A 23,803-nucleotide genomic window follows, 5' to 3' on the forward strand; every position below is an offset into this window, starting at 1 on the left:
ACGCTCCGCTTGAATTGCGTTTGTTATGTTATTACATCAATTGCGTAATGCTATAACGTGTGCGATAGCAGGACGCAACAGCACATCAGGAAAAATGATGTTATCTCCCGCCAATTCCGGGGTGAAGCCACTGGTTTCCCTCAATAATGCCGGTATCCGCCGCAATGGCCGCTGGCTGGTGCGCGGCGTCGATTTTTCCGTTTCGCGCGGCGAGATCGTGACGCTGATCGGGCCGAACGGCTCCGGAAAATCGACAAGTGCCAAGACTGCTATCGGCGTGCTCAAGCCTGACGAGGGCAGCGTCGAACGGCTGCCTGGACTGAAGGTCGGCTATGTGCCGCAGAAGCTTGCCGTCGATTGGACACTGCCGCTGACTGTGCGCCGGCTGATGACGTTAACCGGCCCGCTCGCCGAAAAGGAAATGATGGCCGCGCTCGAGTCTGCCGGCATGGCGCATATGCTGAACGCCGAAGTTCAGCATCTCTCCGGCGGCGAATTCCAGCGCGCCTTGATGGCGCGCGCCATTGCCCGCAAGCCCGATCTGCTGGTTCTCGACGAGCCTGTGCAGGGCGTCGATTTTTCCGGCGAGATCGCGCTCTACGATCTGATCAAGCAGATCCGTAACGAAACCGGCTGCGGCATTCTGCTGATTTCCCATGACCTGCATGTCGTGATGGCCGAGACCGATACTGTGATCTGCCTGAACGGCCATGTCTGCTGCCGCGGTACGCCGCAGGCCGTTAGCCAGAGCCCCGAATATGTGCGGCTGTTCGGCAGCCGTGCGGCGCAGACGCTTGCCGTCTATAGCCACCACCACGACCATACGCATCTGCCCGATGGGCGCGTCCTGCATTCGGACGGTTCGGTGACCGATCACTGCCATCCCGAAGACGGCCATCACCACGATCATGGGGACGGGCACGATCATAGTGCTCACGATCATGATGGCCACGATCACGATCACCATCACCATGCGGGAGAGCGCCATGCTTGACGATTTCTTCGTCCGTGCCGTTCTCGCCGGCGTCGGTCTGGCGCTGACGACAGGGCCGCTCGGCTGCTTCATCATCTGGCGGCGAATGGCCTATTTCGGCGATACTATCGCCCATTCGGCGCTGCTCGGGGTGGCGTTGTCGCTGCTCTTTCAGCTCAATCTGACGCTCGCGGTCTTCGGCGTTGCCGCCACGGTGTCGATCCTGCTGCTCTTTTTGCAGAAGCGTCAGGCGCTATCGGCCGATGCGCTGCTCGGCATTCTCTCGCATGCCACGCTCGCCATCGGCCTTGTCATGGTCGCCTTCATGAGCTGGGTGCGGATCGATCTGATCGCCTTCCTGTTCGGCGATATCCTTGCCGTATCGAAGACCGACATCGCGATGATCTGGGTCGGTGGGCTGTTCGTCGTCGCGGCGATCGCCTGGCTCTGGCGGCCACTGCTGGCCTCGACCGTCAATCCGGAGCTTGCCGAAGCCGAAGGCCTGCAGCCCGAGCGGGCGCGGCTGTTCTTCATGCTGTTGATGGCCGTCGTCATCGCCATAGCCATGAAGATCGTCGGCATCATGCTGATCACCTCGCTGCTGATCATTCCGGCAGCTGCGGCGCGCCGCTTTTCACCGACGCCCGAGATCATGGCGGTGCTGGCATCGCTGATCGGCGCCGCTGCCGTCGTCGGCGGTCTCTTCGGCTCGCTCACCTATGACACGCCGTCAGGCCCGTCGATCGTCGTCGCAGCCCTCATTCTCTTCATCCTCAGCCTGCTGCCGCGGCTGGGGCGCAAGGAACCGCAAGGACAAGGCACATGAACACGCCACAGCTGACCAAGAACCAGGCGCTCGTCTTCGATGTCCTGGAAAAGGCGGAGGGCCCGCTCAGCGCCTACACGATCCTCGACAAATTGCGCGATCATGGGTTCCGGGCGCCGTTGCAGGTGTACCGGGCGCTGGAGAAGCTTTTGGAGTATGGCGTCGTGCATCGGCTGGAGAGCATCAACTCCTTCGTCGTCTGCGCTCATCCGGATGAGAATTGCCACAGCCACGGCACCGTCGCCTTCGCCATCTGCGAGAGCTGCGGTCAGGTCATCGAATTCCACGACCACGCTGTCGATCATCAGCTGATGAACTGGATGCGCAGCAAGAAGTTCAAGGCGGAGAAGACGACGATCGAGATCCGCGGCGTTTGCGAGAGCTGCGCGGCCTGACGTCATGCAATCGAATGCATCTATTTGGTGTACTTTATTTTGTATGTAATTTAAGATTGCATTTGATTTTGCACGCGCTAGGATGTCCGTGAATGGAGGGCATCCTATGGGTCTTATCCGCAAACTGATGAGCTTGACGCTACCGCTGCTGCTCGGCGGCTGTACCATTTTCGCGCCCAGTTACAATGAGGCGATTTATGTGAAGCTGGACGGCGCGCATGCCAGCCTCACCAAGATCGAAACGTCTATAGAGGCAAGCAGCCCTTCACGTGTGCCCTATGGCAAGGTGGAGCCCTATTACATCGACGCCTTGGCGGGTGTGAAGGAGGCTGCGGACATTGCCGGCAAGCGGCCTGCCTACCTCCGTGGGCGTCCGGCGGCCAATGCCGCACAGCTTCTTGTCGATAATATCGATAATTGCCGCCGGGCGATCGAGGCCTCGCGCGCAGCATTCAAGGCCGACGGCCAGGCGCCTAATGAGGCCGACAATATTTCCGTTGTTCGAAACGTCTGCGCCATTCCAAAGACGATGGAAGGCGCCTTGAAATAATAGGGGGGTTGTTCATGCCGATCGATACTGCGAGTTTCGCACCGGGGTCTGCCAAGGAGCTTTTCGAAGGGCTCCTCGAGGTGGCGATCCTCAAGGCAAAAGACCAATGGAGCGGTATCAAGCAGGAGATGACCTTCCAGCTTGAATTCATCGCCCAGAAAACCGCCAAGGTCATCGCGCAGCTTGCTGCCGGGGAAATTAGCGACAAGAACGCCGACCTGACGCTTCATCTGCTTGAGATCAATCTCAACAGCGCTCTGAAGGAGTTCGAATTCCTTCTCTACAACGCCGCCCAGAAGATCCTCTCCGCGGTGTTCGGCCTTATCAAGGTGGCGGTGAAAAACGTCACCGGCGTCACTCTTCTGTTCTGATCAATCCAGCCGCTGCAAATCCCGCGCAAACCGCTGCCAGTTCGACACATACTTTTCCGCCGAGCGCTTCAGTCCCTCGATTGCCTTCTCATCCAGCGTGCGGATGGCGCGCGCCGGTGAGCCGACGATCAGCGAACCGTCCGGAAATTCCTTGCCTTCGGTGACCAGCGCATTGGCGCCTACCAGGCAGTTGTTGCCGATCTTGGCGCCGTTCAGCACCGTCGCGCCCATACCGATCAATGAATTGTCGCCGATTGTGCAGCCGTGGACGATGGCGTGGTGTCCGATGGTGCAGCCTTCGCCGATCGTCACCGGGGCGCCCGGATCGGTGTGCAGCATGGCGCCTTCCTGGATATTGGTGTTGCGGCTGATGGTGATCGGCTCATTGTCGCCACGCAGCACCGCGCCGAACCAAATGCCAACGCCTTCGCCGAGCGCGACGTCGCCGATCACATGGGCATCCGGGGCGATCCAATAGAGGCGGTCTGCCGGCAGCCTCGGTTTCAATCCTGCAAGTGCATAGACGGGCATGGCGCGCCTCAGCCGACGGTAACGGTGAGGGTGGCGACGCCGTCGATGCCGCACTCGACCGTGTCGCCCTTCTTGACAGCGCCGACACCGGCCGGCGTGCCGGTCATAATGACGTCGCCGGGGGCGAGGATGAAGAGCTTGGAGAGTTCGGCGATGATCTCCGGCACTTTCCAGATCATCTGGTTCAAATCGCCTTCCTGGACGCGCTTGCCGTTGTGATCGAGCCAGATCCGGCCGCTTTCGGGATGACCGAGCTCATCGGCGGGGACGATCGGCGAGACGGGTGCCGAATATTCGAAGGCCTTCGCCACCTCCCACGGACGGCCCATCTTCTTGGCAACCGCCTGCAGGTCGCGGCGGGTGAAATCGATGCCGATGGCGTAGCCGTAGATGCAGGCGAGCGCCTTTTCGACCGGAATGTTCTCGCCGCCTTCCTTCAGGAAGATCACGCACTCGGCTTCGTAATGCACGTCCTCGGAGAGCGGTGGGTAGGGGAAGGGCTGGCCGGCGGGCAGAAGATTGTCCGGGTTCTTCTGGAAGAAGAAGGGCGGCTCGCGGCTCGGATCATGGCCCATCTCGATCGCGTGGTCCGCATAGTTGCGCCCGACGCAATAGACGCGGCGCACCGGAAAGAAACTGGCGCTGCCTTCGACCGGCAGGAGAACGGGTTGCGGAACAGGAATGACGGTGTTGATGGCGGATGACATGGCATGCTCTTGCTGTTGGTGTCCGGCGATCTTAGACGCAAAGCGGCAGGCAATGAAAGGACGCGGGCGCGATTATCGGTCGCGTGCCGTGCAGCGAACACCGGCAACAAAGCGATTGCGATCGCCCGCGGCAAGTACCGTCGCATGACGCTCGCCTTCCACGGATCGATGGTAACTGTAATCGCCCATCTGATGCTGTTGATTGCGGCCTGATATATCTCTGCAGGTTGTATAACGGTCCCGTTCCGGCACGGAGTCCCGAAATGGGACAGCCGAATCTGTGGGTTGTCACATTTGGTCAACTATCTGAATCTTTGGTATTTCCGGGCTTCGCGGAGGGCGTGCCACAATATTGCCGCTTGCTTTTTATTCCGAATGCTGTCACGTCATGCAGTACTCGGGCATTAGCATGCCGGTGACTGGACAGATTGGTAGCTCTCCCGCAAGGGTGGCAGAGCGGCAAAACCGCTTCGTAGACGTTCTTTCCCCGTACGTGACTTCTCCGACTGACCCTTCGCGCCCGGTTCGCGGGACGAAAGCTAAAGCCGTCCGCTTCCTCTCGAGGGGGCGGATACTAAGACAAGACTAAGGGAAAAGGACTATCCCACATGGCCACCAAGGGCACCGTAAAATTCTTCAACCAGGACAAGGGTTTTGGTTTCATCACTCCGGAAGGCGGCGCTAAGGACGTATTCGTCCACATCTCCGCTCTCCAGGCTTCGGGCATCCAGTCGCTGCGCGAAGGCCAGCAGGTCACGTTCGACACCGAGCCGGATCGCATGGGCAAGGGCCCGAAGGCCGTCAACATCTCGGCCAACTAATTCAGTTTCTGCCATCCGGCAGGGATGAGAACGGCGCCTTCGGGCGCCGTTTTTCGTTTGTGCGCAATGCTGCGATCAGGCGCTCAGCGCTTCGGCCGGTGCGGCGCTGAAATCGACCGCTGCGAAAGCGGCGGCAATCACCTCCGGACCGGCGCCCGGCTTGGTGGCATCGGTCGACAGGATCTGCCGGTAGCGCCGGGCGCCGGGCAGGCCGGTGAACAGGCCGACCATGTGGCGGGCGATATGCTGGACGCGGCCGCCATTGTCGATATGCGCCTGCGCATAGGCCATCATCCGGTCGCGCAGGTGATCCCAATCCATCTCACGGGCCGGGGCGCCATAGAAGCGCTGGTCGACGTCAGCGAGAATGGCGGCATTCTGATAGGCGGCGCGGCCGAGCATGACGCCATCGACATGCCCGAGATGCGCCTCAGCCTCATCCAGCGTGTGGATGCCGCCGTTGATGCCGATGAAGACATCGGGCCAGCGCTGCTTCATGCGATAGACCATCTCGTAATCGAGCGGCGGGATCTCGCGGTTTTCCTTCGGGCTCAGACCTTTCAGCCAGGCCTTGCGGGCATGGATCCAGATTGCGTCGGCGCCGGCATCGAGCACGCGGGTGATCAGATCGGGCAGGGCGGCCTCGGGCTCCTGGTCGTCGACGCCGATGCGGCATTTCACGGTCACGGGCACCGCCGACACCGCCTTCATGGCACGCACGCAATCGGCCACCACCTCGGGCGTCAGCATCAGGCAGGCGCCGAAGGTGCCTGACTGCACGCGGTCGGAGGGACAGCCGACATTCAGATTGATCTCGTCATAGCCATAGGGCGCGGCGATCCTCACGGCCTCGGCAAGCTTGGCCGGATCGGAGCCGCCGAGTTGCAGCGCCACCGGATGTTCCGCCGTGTCGAAGGACAGCAGCCGCTCGCGCGGGCCATGGATGATCGCATCGGCCACCACCATTTCGGTATAGAGCAGAGCGTTACGGCTGATCTGGCGGTGAAAATAGCGGCAATGACGATCGGTCCAATCGATCATGGGTGCCACGGAGAACACCGGCCCATTCGCATAATGAGCCTTGCCTTCCGTCACCAATGTGCCGCCGCCCTGCGCCGTCATGCCGTCCCGATCCTGTTTTCGCTGTGGTCCCGCCATCAAATGGCCCATCAGAGATGGGAATACGGCGCGCGATGCGCAACCGCCGGGGACGAGGTCCTATACAGAACAAATCCCGGCATGGCGAGCGGCAAAATCCGGATGCGGGGCGGCGTTTAGGCTGTGAAAATCGCCCGCCGTTCACAATTTCGTCCCGACCGGCGGAATAATGTGGGTGCCGGATGCCGGGACTTGATGCAATCAGGGTGAGGGCGTAGGTCAGAGGCAGGCGCTTTCGCGCGTGCCGCTTTCGGCGCAAATGCGGCCTCGCGGCGGCCGGCGCCGGGCTGATTTCGACGGGTGCCGGAGACAGGAATGCGAATGCGGAAGGACAGGTGGGCGGTTTGATCGATCCCTATGTTATGCTCGGAATTGACCGCGATGCCGGAGAGCCTGCGATCCGCAGCGCCTGGCGCAAGGCCGCCAAGACCGCGCATCCCGATTCCGGCGGCGATGCCGAGCATTTCGGCAAGCTGCAGGCCGCCTACGATCTCCTGAAGGACCCGGTGCGCCGCCGCGTCTATGACGATACCGGCTACGACCCGCAGCTTGCCGATCCCAAGGATCTCGAGGGGGTGCTGATGCTGGAAAAGCTGGTCAACGACATCATCCTCGATGAGCGCGAGCCCGGCAGCTTCGACCCCGTCGCCGCCATCCGCCGCAAACTCTCCGACGACATCGTCAAGAACCGCTTCCACATCCTGGAACTGGAGCGCCACCGCAACCGCGTCCGCCAGCACATCGACCGCCTCGGTCGCCGCCCCGAAACCGACGTCCTCGGCTCCATGCTGCGCGCCCGCAGCCAGTCGATCACCGACGCCATCCAGAAGGCGCAGGGCCAGATCGAGGCGATCGAACATGCGTATCAGATGCTCGAGGGGTATAGTTATGAGCTGGAGGCGTTGGTGATGGTGGCGGAGCGGGAGAGCGAGCCGCAAGTGGTGAGAAGGGGGGAGGCTGCGGAGTAGCTTGCGCGGCTCAACTTTGGCCAGCTAGCGAAATTCCCTGTCGATAAATATCGCGGCAATAGCAAAACCAGTTGTGCGTTGATGGAATCGATCTATTCTTGGTTGATTTCAATTCTATGGCACGTTTATGCGACAGATAACTGATCTAGAATTTTCTCTTATTGAAAGTAAAGTAAAGAAAGCTGCCGATAAAATTGGGTTAGATGACCGTTCAACAGCCTTTCTTCATTTGGCTCTCGATGCCCTTTTTCCCCGTTCTGCAGAAGAAGTATCGTCGCTTATAACCGACGGTGGCAATGATCGCGGCGCTGACGCCGTCTATATTCAAGAAATTGGGAATTCCGTTCAGGTTAGTATCGTTCAATGCAAGTATGCATCTACCATTCGCAATGCGAAGAAGAATTTTCCCGGTAGTGAAATAGATAAACTTATTTCGTTGATACGGGATGTTGCTGATCGCTCTCCTGGTTTGCTTGAATCTGTGAATCCTCTGTTGCGGGAGAAAATCGTAGACGTTTGGCGCCTCATAGATATGGGAAAGATTATTCAAATCCAGATCTTTCTCGTCTCGAATGCGCTTCCATTGGTTTCCCACGAGCGAGATCGAATGGATTCATTCTGCACGCAATATGATTTCGTGTCGGTCGAGGAGCTGTCCTACGAGAGTATCATTAGTCTAATTTCCACTGACGGAAGGGTGAGGGAAAACGGAGTCTTAGATACGGTTGATGTTCAGAAATATGAGCGCGCGGACTGCGACATCCGTGGTCTGGTGGCAAACGTAGATGCTGGCTCCTACATCAGAATGATCTCAAGCGAGTCAGGCTATATAAAGAGGCACCTATTTGACGAGAATATTCGCGGATTTCTGGGTCTAGATGGCGGCTACAATCGTCAGATACATCAAAGTGCTCTTTCCGAAGAGAACCATTTATTTTGGTATCTGAATAACGGCATCACTGTAATCGCAAAAGATTTCACCCATCAGAAGGTCAGGGGTTCCAAAATACTTCTCACTGATTTCCAGATCGTCAATGGCGCTCAAACGTCTTACTCTTTGCTGGAAGCGTATAAGCGAGACCCTGATAAAGTCTCTGAAGTAGTCTTGCTCGTGAAAATCTTCGCTTCAAGTCGTGCTGACATCTCAGAGCACATTGCCATTGCTACGAACAGCCAAGCAAGAATCGCGCCTAGGGATCTAAAGGCGAATGATCCAATTCAGAAGAAAATAGCCGCAGTTTTCGAGGACAACGACCTACTTTATGAGCGAAAGAAAAATCAATTTGAAAGCGGTGATGAGCGGGATCGTATTGACTCATTGAAGCTTGGTCAGGCAATTTTGGCATATCGGCTCCACGAGCCTCATCTGGCTAAGACAGCATCCGATGAGATCTTTGGCTCTATGTATAGCCAGATCTTCTCTGAGAAATTGAATGGCGACTATCTTGTGAAATTGGCGAGACTTTATTTGTTTGTTAACTCAGTCAGAGAAACCGAGCTAATAGGTATACGCAAGCAAGAAAATTTCGAAAGTAATAAGGAATTCATCGCCTATACGCAATGGTATATCATGTATTGCATATCGCTTATGGTAGACGATTCCGAAATTGTACCCGCTGTTTCTGAGTTTGAAAGTTACTTTGAACGCGCGAGAAGTGTCATGTCTCAGATAGCAGAAAAGTATAAGTCTCAATCTTTCTATAGAATATTCAGGTCTGGAAAAACTAAAGAGCTTATTATGAAAGAACTCGGAATAGGCCAACTTCAGTTCGAATTTTGAAAAAGTAGTTTCACCGCCCCGGCCGCCCGGTCTTCCCCTTCGTGCGGCTCTTCCGCTTCTGCTCGCCCGGATCCTCATAGCTCCCGACACCCGTCTTTCCGCGCACCAGCGGGCGGACGTCGTCGCGCTCCGCTTGCCCCTCAAGCAGGGGCGAGAAGCGCTTGGTGCTCTTTGATGCATCCGGCTTTTCCGGCAGCTTGCCGCTGACCGGTTTCTCGGTGCGGCCGACGGTCATTTCGTCGAGGTCGTTGCGGCGGAAGAGGGAAGTTGGAGCAAGATCGCCCCCCTCTGGCCTGCCGGCCATCTCCCCCACAGGTGGGGAGATTGGCTGGGGGCCGCCGCTCGCTCCACTTTCGGGCTTTGACGCCGTAGACCGCAGCCTCGCAGCATCCCGCTTGCCGGCCTCCATCGACTTGGCTTCCTCGCGGGCCATCGGGTCGTCCATGACGGCGAGTTCGGCGGCCTTGAGGCGTTTGATTTCGTCGCGCAGGCGGGCGGCCTTTTCGAAGTCGAGGTCGGCGGCGGCGTCGCGCATGCTTTTTTCCAGCGCGTTGAGATGGGCCTGCAGGTTGTTGCCGACGAGGTTGCCGCCATCGGCGAAGCCCTTGCCGTTGACGCCTGAAATGTCGGCGCGGACGTGGTCGCGCTCGTAGACGCTGTCGAGAATGTCGGAAATCTTCGCCTTCACCGATTCAGGGGTGATGCCGTGTTCCGCATTGTAGGCCATCTGCTTTTCGCGGCGGCGGGTGGTTTCCTCCATCGCCCGCTTCATCGAGCCGGTGATGTTGTCGGCATAGAGGATGACCTTGCCGTCGACGTTACGCGCGGCACGGCCGATGGTCTGCACCAGCGAAGTCTCAGAGCGCAGGAAGCCTTCCTTGTCGGCGTCGAGGATGGCGACGAAGCCGCATTCGGGAATGTCGAGGCCTTCGCGCAGGAGGTTGATGCCGACCAGCACGTCGAAGGCGCCGAGGCGCAGATCGCGGATGATCTCGATGCGTTCGAGCGTGTCGATATCGGAGTGCATGTAGCGGACGCGCACGCCCTGTTCATGCAGATACTCGGTCAGGTCCTCGGCCATGCGCTTGGTGAGCACGGTGCAGAGCGTGCGGTAGCCCTTGGCGGCGGTCTCGCGGATTTCGCCGAGCACGTCGTCCACCTGGGAGCGGGCGGAGCGGACTTCGACGGGCGGATCGATCAGGCCGGTCGGGCGGATCACCTGTTCGGCGAAGACGCCGCCGGACTGTTCCATTTCCCAGCCGCCCGGGGTCGCCGAGACGGCGATCGTGTCGGGGCGCATCGCGTCCCATTCCTCGAAGCGCAGTGGGCGATTGTCCATGCAGGAGGGCAGGCGGAAGCCGTATTCGGCCAGCGTCGCCTTGCGCCGGAAGTCGCCCCGGTACATGCCGCCGATCTGCGGCACGGTGACGTGGCTCTCGTCGATGAAGACGATGGCGTTATCGGGGATATATTCGAACAGCGTCGGCGGCGGATCGCCGGGGTCGCGGCCGGTCAGATAGCGCGAATAATTCTCGATGCCCTGGCAGGAGCCGGTGGCCTCCAGCATCTCGATATCGTAGCGGGTGCGCTGCTCCAGGCGCTGGGCCTCCAGCAGGCGGCCGGCCTTTTCGAGCTCGGCGAGGCGGAGCTTCAGCTCCTCCTTGATCGACTTGATGGCCCCGTTCAGCGTCGGGCGCGGGGTGACATAGTGCGAGTTGGCGTAGATCTTCACCGATTTCAGGTCGCCGGTCTTGGCGCCGGTCAGCGGGTCGAACTCGGTGATGGCGTCGATCTCGTCGCCGAACATCGAGATGCGCCAGGCCGCGTCTTCCAGGTGGGCAGGGAAGATTTCGATCGTGTCGCCGCGGACGCGGAACGAGCCTCTGACAAAATCCATGTCGCGGCGCTTGTATTGCTGGGCGACGAGGTCGGCGAGCAGCTGGCGCTGATCCAGGCGGTCGCCGACCGCCATCTGGAAGGTCATCGCCGTATAGGTCTCGACCGAGCCGATACCGTAGATGCAGGAAACCGAGGCGACGATGATGCAGTCGTCGCGCTCGAGCAGCGAGCGCGTCGCCGAGTGGCGCATGCGGTCGATCTGCTCGTTGATCGACGATTCCTTCTCGATATAGGTGTCGGAGCGCGGGACGTAGGCCTCCGGCTGGTAATAGTCGTAGTAGGAGACGAAATATTCGACCGCGTTATCCGGGAAGAAGTTCTTGAATTCGGAATAGAGCTGGGCGGCCAGCGTCTTGTTCGGCGCCAGGATGACGGCGGGGCGCTGCGTCGCCTCGATCACCTTGGCCATGGTGAAGGTCTTGCCCGAGCCGGTGACGCCGAGCAGCACCTGGCTGCGGTCGCCATTCTCCAGGCCTTCGACGAGGTCGCGGATCGCCGTCGGCTGGTCGCCGGCGGGGCTGTATTCGGAGTCCATGCGGATGGTGATGCCGCCTTCCGACTTGTCGGGTCTTGCGGGGCGGTGCGGCGTCCAGATCTTGCCGTTCTTGTGCAGCGGATTGCCTGACTCGATCAGCGCCGACAGCGCCTCGACGGTGGCGGTCACGGCGGTGCCTGCCTGCAGCGAGGCGGCCTCTTCCAGCGTCGTATCCATGCCGGCGACGGGATTGAGACCGGCGGCGGCGCGGGTCTTCGGGTCGGTGGAGCCGCCCATTGACGTGCCGCGGGCGGATTTCGACGCGGCGATCTCCACCTTCTTGCGGTGCTTGCCGGCTTTCGAGGCGATCTGGCGCTGCGTCTCGACGGAGGATGCTTCCGCATCGGCCTCCAGCTGCTTCACCCAATCGGCGACGGAACCCTCGAGCGGGGCGCCTTCGAAAGACGACTGGGGAGCTTCCTCGAAACCATTCGGGGCGGGGGATTTCTTCGTCGGTTTTGCCATGGCCGGAATATGGAGAGAGTCAGCGCGAAAGTGAAGAGGCAAAGGGTACAAAAGGGAAACGAATGAATCGTTCGGATTCGGCGAATAATGGCGCCAAACGGAAAGCCGGCCGGGTCGCCCCGGCCGGCTTTGTCATGCTTGTCAGATGTCTCAGCCGCGCTTCTTGATGACGCCGTAGACGATGTTGCGGTTCTTGCCGAAGAAGACCTTGGATTCGCAATCCTGGCCCGCCGTCGCCTCGTGGATGATCTTCCACATGTCGGCTTCCGAACGGAGCAGCAGTGCCCAGTTCATGAAGGTCTCGATGTAGCCGTCGACGAGGATCGGGTAGGAATAGTTGGCGAACAGGAAGGTCCCGCCCGGCTTGACCATCTCCAGGCAACGCTGCGTCAGCTTGATGGCAACGCGATCGACCAGATAGTCGTAGAGGCCGGAGGCATAGACGAGGTCGAAAGTGCCGGGGTTGGAGCGGCGCATCAGCAGTTCGCGCACCGAACCATCGATCGCTTCGACGGCCGTGCCCTGAAAATCGCGGGCGATGGTGCCGATGCTGATCGGATCCTGGTCGAGAGCGACCCAGCGCTTCAGCGCCTTCTGCTTCATCGCTTCGGAATAGGCGGCTTCGCGCAGGTGACCGGCGGCGACGCTGAGCACTTCCGTGCCCGGGCCGCGTTCGGCGGCAACTTCGTCGACCTGGCGGGCGAGGATGTCGCGGCGGTCCCAGTTGGCCTGCGAGGAGGGCGCGGTGCTGGTATATTCGAACAGCGCCTTGCCGAGATCGGAGGCGGCCGCGACCCTATCCATCACGCTTTCGTGGCGGTAGATGAAGTCGAGCAGGGTAGCATCGCCCGAATAGCCGCGCGGCTTGTCCCAGGACCACTTGGTCAGCGGGTCCTCAAGGAAATAGCTGGTGACGGCGTGATTCTGGATCAGCGGCACCAGTTCCTGCCAGACGCGCGGATGAATGCGGGCGCGCATCTCATGCAGCGAGATCGTGACGCGATCGATAATCTTCGTCGGGTCTTCGGATTTGGCAAACTGCTGGCGGGCCAGTTCGAGCAGCAGGGCGACTTCACCCTTGCTGATGGCCAGATGCTCTTCGAATCGGTCGCTCTTCGGCGCTTCGAGCTCGGTCGCTATGGCTTTGGGCGTAATAAGGCTATGGCCGTCGAAATCCATCTTGGGCTGGGTCACGCGATACGTCCTCTAATCAATTGGGGTTATATTACCGGGTCACACCTGTACCGTTTTGGGCGTTACCTTGAATTGTATATTAGCGAGAAACTTTTCATTAACCATTGAAATCCATAAACATGATTAACGGCGCCGGTCTGCCGCTCATTTAGCAAGCTTTAATCGAGCCCCTGTATTTTGGTGGTATTAGATTGCCGGTGTTGCCGTGGCTTCCTCATCAGAAGGGGCTAAGCGAACCGCACGAATGCGTCAGTCAATTCCGCCCAGAGTATCAGCGGAGAGCTCTGGCGAAGCGTAGTACGGAGCGGTGGAACAGTGCATGAAGCACGAAATTGCCTATGCGGCAGAGATCGATCTTGAACCGAAGTTGCTGCGGCCGACGCCGGGCGAACTGCGGGATCTCTATCGCATCGAGGGGGAAGCTGAACGAAAGATGGCGACACGGCAGGGGCTGTGGATCGCTGTTATCGTCTATATCCTGTTTTCCGCCACCGACCTGCTGCTGATCCCCGATGTTGCCGCCTTCACGATTCTGGCCCGCGTCAGCGTCGGCAGCTTCGCGCTGCTGTTCCTGGAAGCAGAAGTCTATCTGAAGAAAAGCATCCAGTGGCTCGACCGCACCAGTGCGCTGGCGCTGGTGCTGGGCTTCGCGATCTGGTGCTTTCCGGCCGTGCGCACCGTCCACGCCGACAGCCTTTCCTATTACATGATCTTCGGCGCCATCTTCATGATGGGCGCCAACCAGTTCTTCAATTTCCGGTTCGGCCTTTCGGTTCTGGCCTCCAGCGCTGTGCTGGTGACCTTCCTGATCTCGCTGGTATTCTTCTGGCCGACGAGCGTCTACGCCATGGCCTTCGGCATGTTTTACGTGTCGTGCTTCGTCTTCACCTCCTATGTGAACTGGAAGCTGAACCACGAGCGCTATCACGTCTTCCTCAATGCGCTTGAAGCCAGGATGCAGCAGAAAGAAGCGACGGATCGCGGCGAGGCGCTGCTTCGCATGTCGAACACCGACTATCTGACCGGTCTCGAAAACCGCCGGGCCGTCGATCAGCGGCTGCGCGACTACTGGAAGGAATGGCAGCGCAAGGGCGTCGGCTTCACCGCCATCCTCGTCGATGTCGATTTCTTCAAGAAGTTCAATGACGGCTACGGTCACCAGGAAGGCGACCGCTGCCTCATTCATGTTGCGCGTACGATCAAGGACGCGATCGAGCCCTATGGCGCGTCGATCGGCCGTTACGGCGGCGAGGAATTCATCGTGCTGGCGCAGTTCGACGAGGTCGCGCGCGTTACCGATCTGGCCGAATGCATTCGCGATACTGTCGAGCAGATGGGGCTGATCCACGAGGAGCGCCGTGATGGCACCTCGATCGTTACCGTCAGCGTCGGCGCGGCCTATACGCGTGATCAGAGCGGCAAGCTTGAAAAGATCATCCACGAGGCCGACCGGGCGCTCTACAGTGCCAAGGCTGCTGGTCGCAACTGCGCCCGCCTGTTCGATCCGAACGATCCGTTCAGCAGCGACGAGAGCGAGAATATCGCGGCCCTGCTGCGGATTGCCGTGGCGCAGGATCTGCTTTCGCTGGTCTACCAGCCGATTGAGGATATCCGCACCGGCCGCCGCGATGCGGTCGAAGCGCTGATGCGTTTGAAGACGCTGGATGGCAGCTCGATACCGCCGAGTCTGTTCATCCCGATTGCCGAGCGCACCGGCATGATTCTCGAGCTTGGCCGCTGGGTCATCCAGACGGCTTGCCGCGAGGTTTTGGCGCCGAATCTGGCACAGATCGCCAGCGTCAATGTTTCTCCGATCCAGCTGCGTATGCCGGGCTTTGCTGCCAGCGTTGCGGCCGTGCTCTATGAGACCGGCGTTGCCGGTAACCGCCTTGCCTTCGAAATCACCGAAGGCCAGGAAATGGAAATGCATGCCGACGTCCTGAAGTGCATCAGCGATCTGAAGACGCTGGGCATCAAGATCTGGCTCGACGATTTCGGCACCGGTTTTGCCGGCCTCTCCTGGCTGCGCCTCATCGATTTCGACACCGTCAAGATCGACCGCTCGTTCCTGCATGGCAGCGCCACGCCGCGCGGCAAGGCGATGCTCGAAGACATCGTCGGGCTGATCCGCAACCGTGGACCGAAGATCCTCGTTGAAGGCGTGGAGACGGCGGATCAGCTGTCGCTGTTGCGCCAGCTCAGGATCGACTATGCGCAGGGCTATCATCTCGGCCGCCCGGCGCCGGTTCAGGCAATCGATTCCACGCCCGCAAAGCCGAGCCGTCCGGCGCTCGTCGCATCCCGGCCAGCCGGCCGCTAAAGCCTTCCGAGGCCTGCCAAAATGCCGCAGTCAGCTTGGGGGAACAATGTCAGCAGCGCTGACGTTGTGATCCGCTGTCTTCAAACAGCGCTCCCGCCCGCTTCCAGGGCACTCTTTCCGACGGCATCCGGAATTGCCCCGCCTCGCCGCCGTTTTCGGATGGAGGACAACAGATGTCCGCATTGGCAAGTCTGCGTGCACTTACACCGCAGCAGCGCAATACGCTGATCGCCAGCTATCTCGGCTGGACCCTCGATGCCTCCGATTTCTTCATTCTCGTCTTCGTTCTCAAACACATTGCCGAAGAATTTCACACCGACGTTCCGGCCGTCTCGGCGGCAATCTTCCTGACGCTGGCGATGCGCGCGGTTGGTGCTCTGGTCTTCGGGCTGGCGGCAGACCGTTTCGGCCGCCGCGTCACCCTGATGGCGGATGTGCTGCTCTATTCGATCTTCGAGTTCCTGACCGGCTTTTCGACCGGGCTCACGATGTTCCTGATCCTTCGGGCGCTGTACGGCATCGCCATGGGCGGGGAATGGGGCGTCGGCGCCTCGCTCGTCATGGAAACGGTGCCAGACGAATCCCGTGGGATCGTTTCGGGTATCCTGCAGGCAGGCTATCCTTCCGGCTATCTTCTGGCGTCGATCGTCTTCTTCCTGCTATTTCCGGTCATCGGCTGGCGCGGCATGTTCTTCGTCGGCGCGCTGCCGGCACTGCTGGTGCTCTATATCCGCCGTAACGTCGAGGAGAGCCCGGCCTTTCTTCGAAGGCAGCGGGAAGGGCGCAGGCCGTTCCTGACGATCCTGCGTGAAAACGTGCCGCTGTTCATCTGGTCTGTGCTGCTGATGACTGCGTTCAATTTCCTCAGCCATGGCACGCAGGATATCTATCCGACCTTCATGGAAACCCAGCGCGGCTATGACAGCTACACGACCGGGGCGATCGCCATCGTCTACAATATCGGGGCGATCTGCGGCGGATTGTTCTTCGGTGCGCTGTCGCAGCGGATCGGCCGCAAGAAGGCGATCGTTATCGCGGCGCTGCTGGCGATCCCCGTGGCACCCCTATGGGTCTACGCGCCCGGGCCAGTGCTGCTGGCGATTGGCGCGTTCCTGATGCAGTTCTTCGTGCAGGGCGCCTGGGGCATCGTGCCTGTGCATCTCAACGAACTGTCGCCAGACGAAGTGCGCGGCACATTCCCCGGCTTTGCCTACCAGCTCGGCAATCTGCTGGCCTCGGGCAATGCGACGATGCAGGCGGGGCTGGCTGCCCATTGGAACGGCGACTATGCCACAGCGCTGCTCGTCGTCGCGGCGATTGTCGCCGCCGTCGTCGCGCTGCTTGCGGGCTTCGGGTACGAGAAAAAGGATGTGCGCTTTGGCGCGGCGAAGGCCGAGACGCCAGAAGGCGCATTCCGGGCCTGAGTAACTGCGGCGGACGCGAGCCGTCCGCCGCCGATCTTCGCCGACTGTAGTCTTTTCTTAACCAGCGTCTTCTAATCTTCCCCTGCGGTGGTCAGGTATTGCGTTCCACTGCGACTTTTTATGATCCGGTTTACACGATGGCCGGTATCATGAAGGCGATAAATTTCGCCGTTACCTTTCCCAATGAATTCTTGCAGACCAGCCGGCATCTCGATTTTTGCACCGTTTCCAATGCGGCGTACGAGACGACGCCGGCGCTTTTTCGATTGCGAAGCCGCTGGGTCATTTGAAACGAGTTGAGTACAATCAGATGCGGCAATCTAGAGGGCTGCGGTGGTAGCGGCCGGCGCGGGTGTCTGGGCCTTCGGGCGCTCTGGCACGATCGCCCGCCGCCCATACCAGAACACCCCGATGGCTGCGATAGCTGCGGCGCCGTGGACCCAGTAGGCGAGCGCATAGCCGCCTTCCTTGGTCAACCAGCCGGCAACGATATTGCTGAGGGATGCGCCGATACCCTGGACCGTCATGACGGCGGCGAGGCCGGCGTTGAAGCGCCCGGTGCCGGAGAGGATGCGCTCGGCGGCAAGCGGCGTGGCGATGCCGATCAGTCCGGCGCCGACGCCGTCGAGGAACTGCACCGGATAGATGGCTGCGAAATTGCCGAAGCTTCCGGCGATGGCGCCGCGCAGCGGCAGGGCGCAGAGCGCTATGATGAAGACGAGCGCGAGGCCGAAGCGGCGGATCAGGAAAGGTGCGGCCAGCGCCATGGCGATCATCGACAGTTGAGAGACGCCGGTGACGATTGCCGTCGTGCGGAAGGGTGTGCCGAGCTGGATCGAGAAATCCTGGGCGATCAGGCGGCTCATCGGCGCATTGCCGAAATGGAAGATCAGGAGCGTTACAGCAAGCGGATGAGGCCGCGCGAGCTGGCGATGATCGAATAGCCCGACGGGCCTGGCGTGCCGTCGTCGTGGGCCAGACCGCGCGCGACGGCGTTGTCGATACTGCGCGGATCGATCGCCAGCGTGGCGCCGATCGTGGCGATGGCCGTCGCGATCATTAGCCAGATAATGCCGTTGAGCCCGAAAAGCAGAGTGGCGAGATAGACCCCGGCCAGAGAGACAACATTGCCGGCATGGTTCCAGAATTCGTTGCGCGCCACCTGATCCGGAAAGGCTGCCTCGCCAACGAGACCAAGCGTCAGGCCCATCAGCGCCGGGCCGATCACAGCGCCAACAATTGCGGTTGCCGACTGGCCGCCGAAGACGGACGCGTTTCCGGGGCTGGCCAGCGTCCAGAGCGCAGCTGCGGTGACCAGGACGACAGGGATGATGATCAGCAGCCGTTTGTGTGGCGAGGCATCGACCAAGGCGCCGAACAACGGCGTGGCGATCAGCCCGAGGATGCCGCCGAGCGTTGCGACAATGCCGAGCGTCATCGGTGACCAGCCATGCGTGGCGAGGAAACCGTCGAGGAATGGCCCCAGTCCGTCGCGGGCGTCAGCGAGAAAAAAGTTGAGCGTCGCCAGCGCGACCAGCGAGCGGCGGCTGAGGGCGGATTGTTGCGGCGATGGCATCTCTGCTCTTCCTTCAGGACGGTGGTGTCCTGAAGGTGGCTCCGCGGTTTGCGGGCCGCTTCCGGCGCTCGCCATGAACGGCGGCCCGGATCAAAAGTTCCGCGCCTGCGGCAGGCCGCTTCGATTTTCTTCAAATGCACCCAATGGGTTCCGCGGGGCTTGAAGAGCGTGAATTTCGGGATACATGCTGGCGCCAGCAGTCACCCTTCCAAGGATTCTCATATGCCGTTTTCGCTGAGCCCCGCCGCCGTCTGGCCGGTCATCATGCTTTTTGCCTCCAACATCTTCATGACCTTTGCCTGGTACGGGCATCTGAAGCACAAGAGCAGCGCCATTTTCCTGGCCATTCTTGCCAGCTGGGGCATTGCCTTCTTCGAATATTGCCTCGCCGTTCCCGCCAACCGGATGGGCTCGGAAGTCTATTCGACGGCGCAGCTGAAGACGATGCAGGAGGTGATCACGCTGATCGTTTTCGCCGGCTTCTCGATCTTCTGGCTCGGCGAGAACCTGACCTGGAACCACGCGATCGGCTTTGCGCTCATTGCGCTCGGCGCGTCCTTCATCTTCCGCGGATGAGCAAGCGGCCGCCCGCGATGCGGCGTAAGCGAACGGGCGGCCTTCGCCGCGACCGGGGTGGTGATCGCAGCGCGCCGGTTGCCTAGCCGGCCGCGCATGCGAGTTCCATCAAATCGGCGCCGTCTTTTCAACAGCACGTTGCCACTTGCCATTGTCTTTCGCTGCATGGACACTCTTACCCATAGAGGGAGTGGACCATGGCAGAGCGCGGCCGCGAGTTTGCAGATATCGCCTATACCGTCCTCGTCGTCGAGAAAAAGCCGGGTATCGAGGCGGTGGCCGCGGCGCTCGGCATGACCTATGCCGTCTTGCATTCAAGGCTGATCAACCGGACCTGCTTTTCTGCCGACGAAATCAATGCCCTGGTGCGGGCGGTACCGGATGTGCGGCTCGTCAATTGCCTGCTGAAGGAAACGGGGTTCGTGGCTGCCGATCGTCCAGTGCCTGATGCCGCGGGCCACGATGGCCAGCCGGCCGAGACGATCGGCCTCCAGCGCATCGCGACGCGGGTGGTTGTCGACGCAACCGGCATCCTGGAGCTTGTCGATGCTGCACTCGCCGGAGGCGGAATGGACCACAGACGGGAAGCGCTCGTCCGCAACGAGATCAGCGAGACCGAGCGGTCGCTTGCCACCCTGCGACTGCGGATCGCCGAGGCGTGATTCAGCGGACGCGGCGGCGGAGCTTGTCCAGCCAGTCATCGCCTTCTGCCCGCAGCACTTCCATCTCGGCCGAAATGTCGCCGTGGCGTTGTTCCAGCAAACTCTTGCGCGCCGGCGTGCCGCCCTTGCGAAGCTTGGACTCGATTGCAAGAAGCTGGAGCTTGTAGAGGTTAAGCGTGCGCACGACGCGCATATATTCGCTGAGAGGATTGGGATCTGGCATCGACTGTCGGCTGGCTGGATCTGCGTTTCAAACGCGCAGCCCCTATCGCGCCGGACACAGCCGCGACATCAAAACGAGCGGCGTTTTTCAACGGGGAGGTGGTGGCCTCATGACGGCCGGTAACATCGAGTGACCGGCCGGCGGGGAACGGGTGGAGGCGTTCTGCGTTGGTTTCCAGAACCGGAGATCAATAATGCAGAAGAACAAACCACTCGTCGAAGTCGTCGTATCCACCGCCGAAGGCAAGGTGCCGATGGGCATCATGAACACGGAGCAGGCGCTGGCTCTGCCCGATGATATCGACGCCAAGGTCTCGCATCCCGATCATAAGGCAGGCGAGACGGACGTGTATATTCCGATCGAGGAGCTGGAGCAGCATGCTGCTGCGTCTGTCAGTTCAGCGGGCCGAAAACCCAATAATTACAAATAGTCCATGTCTGCAATCTGCCTGAATGCAGTCGCATTTGGTTGAGACCTTGTCACCATCAGGTGATGGTGAGGTGATCGGCCATGAGCGTGTCATTTCAGACGATGGCCGCTATCCGTTTCGGTTACGGCTTCAGGCCCGGCGAGTCTGGGCCGCAGGATATTCAGGCGCTTCTCGGCCAGCTGAAGACCGGGGCGCAGAATCCGCCGTCTTTTCCGGCCGGCGGCACTGATGCATGCCGCCAGCGGCTGACGGCGCTGCAGGATCAGCTGAAAGCGATGCGTCAGGATGCCAATGCTGGCGGCGACGACGGCGAGCGCCGCGACCGGCGCCGCGAGCTGCAACGGCAGGTGCAGCGCGGGTTCCAGCGCGATGCCAATCAGCGGCTGATGCAGCCGGTGCTTTCCCCCAACGGCTTCTACGAGCGGCTGGCGGCGTTCTGGACTAACCACTTCTCGACCAGCGCCAACAAGAGCCTGCCGATGCGGATGATCGTGCCGCTCTATGAGGCCGAGGCGATCCGCCCGAATCTCGGCGGCTCGTTCCGCGATCTCTTGCGGGCGGCGACCGAGCATCCGGCGATGTTGATCTATCTCGATCAGGCACAGTCGCAGGGGCCTGATTCGCCCGGCGGGATACAGCAGAAGAAAGGCCTCAACGAAAATCTCGGGCGCGAATTGCTGGAACTCCACACGCTCGGCGCAGGCAGCGGCTATACTCAAGCCGACGTGCGGGGCGCCGCCATGGTGCTGACTGGACTTACCGTGGATCGTGACGATGTAGATACCGTCTTTCGTCCGCGTCTGTCCGAACCCGGACAGCATAGCGTGCTTGGCATTGGCTACGGCGGCGAACGGCGAACGCGCAAGGATTACCTCGCGATGCTGGATGACCTCGCGGCGCATCCGAAGACGGCCGAGCACATCTGCCGCAAGCTTTGCATCCATTTCATCTCCGATCAGCCGCCGTCCGAAATGATCTCGGCGATGGCGGATGTCTGGAAGCGCGCAGACGGCGATCTGACGGCTGTCTATGGCGCGATGCTCGACCACCCGGCCGCCTGGCGCGACGAGGGCTCGAAGGCGCGCCAGCCTTTCGATTTCGTGGTTGCCGGGCTGCGGGCGCTGAATGCCGGGAGCTTCATGGAAGCCAATCAGGATGATGACGGCGATGCCAATACTGCGATGGCCGCACCGCCTGCGGCGATGGCTGGCGGGGATGCGATGAAGACCATGGCGCCTGCCGATCCCGCCGGTAAAGAGGCGGTCAAGCGGCGCAAGGCGTCTCAAACCGCAAGAGCTTTGGGGCAGGGTGCGTTGCGCCGCATGGGCCAGCCGGTCTGGTTGCCGCCGAGCCCCGCAGGCTTCGAGGAGACGTTCGGCGCCTGGATCACCGCAAGCCAGCTTGCCGAGCGGCTCGCGTGGGCCCGGCGGGCTTCGGCGCAATTCGGGAGGGACGGGGATCCTCGCGACTTCCTCAAGGCAACGCTTGGCGATGCGGCGCGCGACGAGACGATCCGCGTTGTTTCGCAGGCGCCGAGCAAGGTCAGCGGGCTGACGCTGGTTCTTGCCTCACCCGAATTCAACCGCCGATAAGGAGACCGGCCATGACAGAGTTTCTGCTTTCCCGCCGCGGTTTTCTGGCCTCCGCCTGCTGTCTCGCCGCTGCCCCGGTTTTCACGCCCGTCACCTTCGCCGCCATGCCGGGCGACAACAGGTTCGTCACCATCGTGCTGCGCGGCGCCATGGATGGCCTCGATCTGGTCCAGCCTTATGGCGAGGCCGGTTTTGCGATGCTTCGCCCGACCCTGGCGCTAATTCCGGACAAGGGGCTCATCGATCTCGACGGTCATTTCGGCCTTAATCCGGCGGGCGCGGATCTTCTGCCATTGTGGAAATCGAAGGAGCTGGCATTCGTTCATGCGGTCTCGACGCCCTATCGCGACCAGCGCAGCCATTTCGACGGCCAGGATATGCTGGAATCGGGCGGCGAACATGTGGCCGAAGAAAAGACGGGCTGGCTCAACAAGGCGCTTGCCGTCATCCCGCGCTCGGATGCGCGCAAGGCGATCGACGTCAACACATCGACGGAGCTGATCCTTTCAGGTCCGAACAATGTCGATGTGTGGGCATCGGATTCCAATCTCGGCACCGCCAAGGACGAAATGCAGTTTCTGATGCGGCTCTATGCCGGAGACCCCGCCTTTGCGAAGGCGATGGAGGAGGCGACCAGGGCCAATGGCGCGGCGATCATCGCCGAACCCGACGGCAAGCGAGGCGAGAAGATCGCCGATGTCGCCGCACTTGCCGGCAACATGCTGAAGGGCGACTATCGGATCGCCAGTTTCTCGATCACCGGCTGGGATACGCATGTCGGGCAAGCCGCGCAGTTCAAGCGGCCGGTTCAGGATCTGGCGGAAGCGATCAATACACTGAAAACCACGCTAGGCCCTGACATCTGGTCGAAGACGGTCGTCCTTGCGATGACCGAGTTCGGCCGCACCGTTCGCCAGAATGGTTCCGGCGGCACGGATCATGGAACGGGCGGTTGCGCGCTGCTTGCGGGCGGAGCTATCTACGGCGGCCGTATCCTCGGCAAATGGCCGGGGATCGGCGATGCCCAATTGCTCGACGACCGTGATCTGATGCCGACGGCCGATGTTCGGGAGATCGCCGCGGCGATGCTCTACCGGCAGTTCGACGTTACTGCCGAAGACCTGACGGCGAAGATCTTTCCGGGGTTGAGTTTTGACAAGGGCTCGCAGTTCCTGCGAGCCTGATGAGAGCCAAGTCACTCGGCAGGGACAGGCTTCGGCGCTCCGTTCTCGTCCAGCGCCACCATGATGAAGGTACCGGCGGTGACTTTCTCCATCTTGTTGTAGCGCGATCGGTGCGCCCAGGCCTCGACACAGAGGGTGATCGAGGTGCGGCCGACGCGGTCGATATCGGTATAGACGGAGAGCGTATCGCCGATCTTGACCGGCAGTTCGAAGGCCATTTCCTTGACGGCGGCGGTGACGACGCGGCCGCGGGCGCGCTCGGCGGCGCGGATGCCGCTCGCCAAGTCCATCTGCGCCATGACCCAGCCGCCGAAAATATCCCCCGCCGGATTGGCGTCGCCGGGCATGGCGAGCGTGCGGAGCGTCAGTTCACCTTTCGGCTTCGGGCTGTCGTTCATTGTCAAGTCCTTGTCATGTCACGGAGGGTGAAGATGGCAGGCTTGACGGCCGGATGGCAAGGGCAATGCGGTGGTTATGCAGGGAGGCGTGCGGGATTTGTCAGAGACGGCCGAGCGTGAAGAAGAGTGCGGCCCAGAAGAGCGCCGAAAGCTCGGCGGCTACCAGAAAACCGATTGCGCGTTCCGTCATGGGAGCTCCCCCCTCGTGGTTAAAAGGGGCTCGCGACCCCAGACGCGAGCCCCAA

23 protein-coding genes and 1 pseudogene are annotated in these 23,803 nt (G+C 60.8%); 16 read left to right on the plus strand and 8 right to left on the minus strand.

All coding sequences use genetic code 11. The annotated features are described in order from the left end of the window. Positions 1–97: 97 nt before the first annotated feature. The 5 genes from AC1DJO_RS02505 to AC1DJO_RS02525 all read left to right on the plus strand — a co-directional run bounded on the left by AC1DJO_RS02505 (position 98) and on the right by AC1DJO_RS02525 (position 3,115). Positions 98–994: an ATP-binding cassette domain-containing protein gene (locus AC1DJO_RS02505; protein WP_477968848.1), complete on the plus strand. Its 897-nt coding sequence runs from the start codon at positions 98–100 to the stop codon at positions 992–994. Next, entirely contained in the window at positions 987–1,799 is an 813-nt protein-coding gene (znuB, locus tag AC1DJO_RS02510) for a zinc ABC transporter permease subunit ZnuB (RefSeq protein WP_477968850.1), read from the plus strand. The genes AC1DJO_RS02505 and znuB overlap by 8 nt, the downstream gene beginning before the upstream one ends. Beyond that, the gene (locus tag AC1DJO_RS02515) at positions 1,796–2,194 is read left to right on the plus strand and encodes a Fur family transcriptional regulator (protein WP_112387139.1); all 399 of its coding nucleotides are present in this window, start codon (positions 1,796–1,798) and stop codon (positions 2,192–2,194) included. Before znuB ends, AC1DJO_RS02515 begins: the two co-directional genes overlap by 4 nt. 106 nt (positions 2,195–2,300) lie before the next feature. Next, positions 2,301–2,744: a hypothetical protein gene (locus AC1DJO_RS02520; protein ID WP_477968852.1), complete on the plus strand. Its 444-nt coding sequence runs from the start codon at positions 2,301–2,303 to the stop codon at positions 2,742–2,744. A 14-nt stretch (positions 2,745–2,758) separates the two neighbouring features. Further along, positions 2,759–3,115, plus strand: coding sequence for a hypothetical protein (locus AC1DJO_RS02525; RefSeq protein ID WP_477968854.1), 357 nt, complete (start codon positions 2,759–2,761; stop codon positions 3,113–3,115). Here the strand turns inward: AC1DJO_RS02525 and AC1DJO_RS02530 are convergent, their stop codons facing one another. Together AC1DJO_RS02530 and AC1DJO_RS02535 are read right to left on the minus strand one after the other, a co-directional pair. Continuing rightward, positions 3,116–3,646, minus strand: a complete 531-nt coding sequence (locus AC1DJO_RS02530) for a gamma carbonic anhydrase family protein (protein WP_477968856.1) — start codon at positions 3,644–3,646, stop codon at positions 3,116–3,118. It abuts the gene before it with no gap. Between the two features lie 8 nt (positions 3,647–3,654). Continuing rightward, positions 3,655–4,353, minus strand: coding sequence for a fumarylacetoacetate hydrolase family protein (locus AC1DJO_RS02535; protein WP_477968858.1), 699 nt, complete (start codon positions 4,351–4,353; stop codon positions 3,655–3,657). A 3-nt stretch (positions 4,354–4,356) separates the two neighbouring features. Here AC1DJO_RS02535 and AC1DJO_RS02540 point away from each other — a divergent pair, with 3 nt between their 5' ends. Both AC1DJO_RS02540 and AC1DJO_RS02545 read left to right on the plus strand, forming a co-directional pair. Next, on the plus strand, positions 4,357–4,566 hold the full coding sequence (locus tag AC1DJO_RS02540; RefSeq protein ID WP_477946651.1) for a hypothetical protein: 210 nt from the start codon (positions 4,357–4,359) through the stop codon (positions 4,564–4,566). 395 nt (positions 4,567–4,961) lie between these two features. After that, on the plus strand, positions 4,962–5,174 hold the full coding sequence (locus tag AC1DJO_RS02545; RefSeq protein ID WP_007533154.1) for a cold-shock protein: 213 nt from the start codon (positions 4,962–4,964) through the stop codon (positions 5,172–5,174). Between the two features lie 75 nt (positions 5,175–5,249). Here AC1DJO_RS02545 and dusA read toward each other — a convergent pair whose 3' ends face one another. Then, a complete protein-coding gene (gene dusA, locus AC1DJO_RS02550) occupies positions 5,250–6,296 on the minus strand; it encodes a tRNA dihydrouridine(20/20a) synthase DusA (protein WP_477968860.1) in 1,047 nt (348 codons plus the stop codon). Positions 6,297–6,694: 398 nt separating this feature from the next. On the opposite strand from dusA, the gene AC1DJO_RS02555 reads away from it, so the two are divergent. Then, positions 6,695–7,300 (plus strand): J domain-containing protein, encoded by a 606-nt coding sequence (locus AC1DJO_RS02555; protein ID WP_112516125.1) that lies wholly within the window; start codon positions 6,695–6,697, stop codon positions 7,298–7,300. 127 nt (positions 7,301–7,427) lie between these two features. Next, positions 7,428–9,080 carry an AIPR family protein gene (locus AC1DJO_RS02560; RefSeq protein ID WP_477968862.1) on the plus strand — a complete coding sequence of 551 codons (1,653 nt, stop codon included), beginning with the start codon at positions 7,428–7,430 and terminating at the stop codon, positions 9,078–9,080. Between the two features lie 10 nt (positions 9,081–9,090). Here AC1DJO_RS02560 and uvrB read toward each other — a convergent pair whose 3' ends face one another. Both uvrB and AC1DJO_RS02570 read right to left on the minus strand, forming a co-directional pair. Further along, positions 9,091–11,979, minus strand: coding sequence for an excinuclease ABC subunit UvrB (uvrB, locus tag AC1DJO_RS02565; protein WP_477968864.1), 2,889 nt, complete (start codon positions 11,977–11,979; stop codon positions 9,091–9,093). A 150-nt stretch (positions 11,980–12,129) separates the two neighbouring features. Then, a complete protein-coding gene (locus AC1DJO_RS02570) occupies positions 12,130–13,173 on the minus strand; it encodes a class I SAM-dependent methyltransferase (RefSeq protein WP_477968866.1) in 1,044 nt (347 codons plus the stop codon). 319 nt (positions 13,174–13,492) lie between these two features. Here AC1DJO_RS02570 and AC1DJO_RS02575 point away from each other — a divergent pair, with 319 nt between their 5' ends. Together AC1DJO_RS02575 and AC1DJO_RS02580 are read left to right on the plus strand one after the other, a co-directional pair. Next, positions 13,493–15,493: a putative bifunctional diguanylate cyclase/phosphodiesterase gene (locus AC1DJO_RS02575; protein WP_477943121.1), complete on the plus strand. Its 2,001-nt coding sequence runs from the start codon at positions 13,493–13,495 to the stop codon at positions 15,491–15,493. Between the two features lie 173 nt (positions 15,494–15,666). Next, positions 15,667–16,917 (plus strand): MFS transporter, encoded by a 1,251-nt coding sequence (locus tag AC1DJO_RS02580; protein WP_477968868.1) that lies wholly within the window; start codon positions 15,667–15,669, stop codon positions 16,915–16,917. A 320-nt stretch (positions 16,918–17,237) separates the two neighbouring features. Here the strand turns inward: AC1DJO_RS02580 and AC1DJO_RS02585 are convergent. Beyond that, positions 17,238–18,493 (minus strand): annotated as a pseudogene (locus tag AC1DJO_RS02585) (MFS transporter). A 222-nt stretch (positions 18,494–18,715) separates the two neighbouring features. Between AC1DJO_RS02585 and AC1DJO_RS02590 the strand changes: the two are divergent. Both AC1DJO_RS02590 and AC1DJO_RS02595 read left to right on the plus strand, forming a co-directional pair. Next, complete coding sequence (locus AC1DJO_RS02590) at positions 18,716–19,069, plus strand: DMT family protein (RefSeq protein WP_112387466.1); 354 nt, start codon at positions 18,716–18,718, stop codon at positions 19,067–19,069. Between the two features lie 197 nt (positions 19,070–19,266). Continuing rightward, positions 19,267–19,731 carry a phage regulatory CII family protein gene (locus tag AC1DJO_RS02595; RefSeq protein WP_112539345.1) on the plus strand — a complete coding sequence of 155 codons (465 nt, stop codon included), beginning with the start codon at positions 19,267–19,269 and terminating at the stop codon, positions 19,729–19,731. Between the two features lies 1 nt (position 19,732). Here AC1DJO_RS02595 and AC1DJO_RS02600 read toward each other — a convergent pair whose 3' ends face one another. Then, positions 19,733–19,954, minus strand: coding sequence for a hypothetical protein (locus AC1DJO_RS02600; RefSeq protein WP_112539343.1), 222 nt, complete (start codon positions 19,952–19,954; stop codon positions 19,733–19,735). 193 nt (positions 19,955–20,147) lie between these two features. Between AC1DJO_RS02600 and AC1DJO_RS02605 the strand changes: the two genes are divergently transcribed. The 3 genes from AC1DJO_RS02605 (at position 20,148) to AC1DJO_RS02615 (ending at position 23,160) form a co-directional block, all read left to right on the plus strand. Continuing rightward, positions 20,148–20,384 carry a hypothetical protein gene (locus AC1DJO_RS02605; RefSeq protein ID WP_477968870.1) on the plus strand — a complete coding sequence of 79 codons (237 nt, stop codon included), beginning with the start codon at positions 20,148–20,150 and terminating at the stop codon, positions 20,382–20,384. 80 nt (positions 20,385–20,464) lie between these two features. After that, a complete protein-coding gene (locus AC1DJO_RS02610; protein WP_477968872.1) occupies positions 20,465–21,976 on the plus strand; it encodes a DUF1800 domain-containing protein in 1,512 nt (503 codons plus the stop codon). Between the two features lie 11 nt (positions 21,977–21,987). Next, positions 21,988–23,160, plus strand: coding sequence for a DUF1501 domain-containing protein (locus AC1DJO_RS02615; protein ID WP_477968874.1), 1,173 nt, complete (start codon positions 21,988–21,990; stop codon positions 23,158–23,160). Positions 23,161–23,171: 11 nt separating this feature from the next. Here AC1DJO_RS02615 and AC1DJO_RS02620 read toward each other — a convergent pair whose 3' ends face one another. Further along, positions 23,172–23,558 carry an acyl-CoA thioesterase gene (locus AC1DJO_RS02620; RefSeq protein ID WP_112516033.1) on the minus strand — a complete coding sequence of 129 codons (387 nt, stop codon included), beginning with the start codon at positions 23,556–23,558 and terminating at the stop codon, positions 23,172–23,174. Between the last annotated feature and the right edge of the window lie 245 nt (positions 23,559–23,803).

The organism is Rhizobium sp. 05N430 (assembly GCF_056396985.1).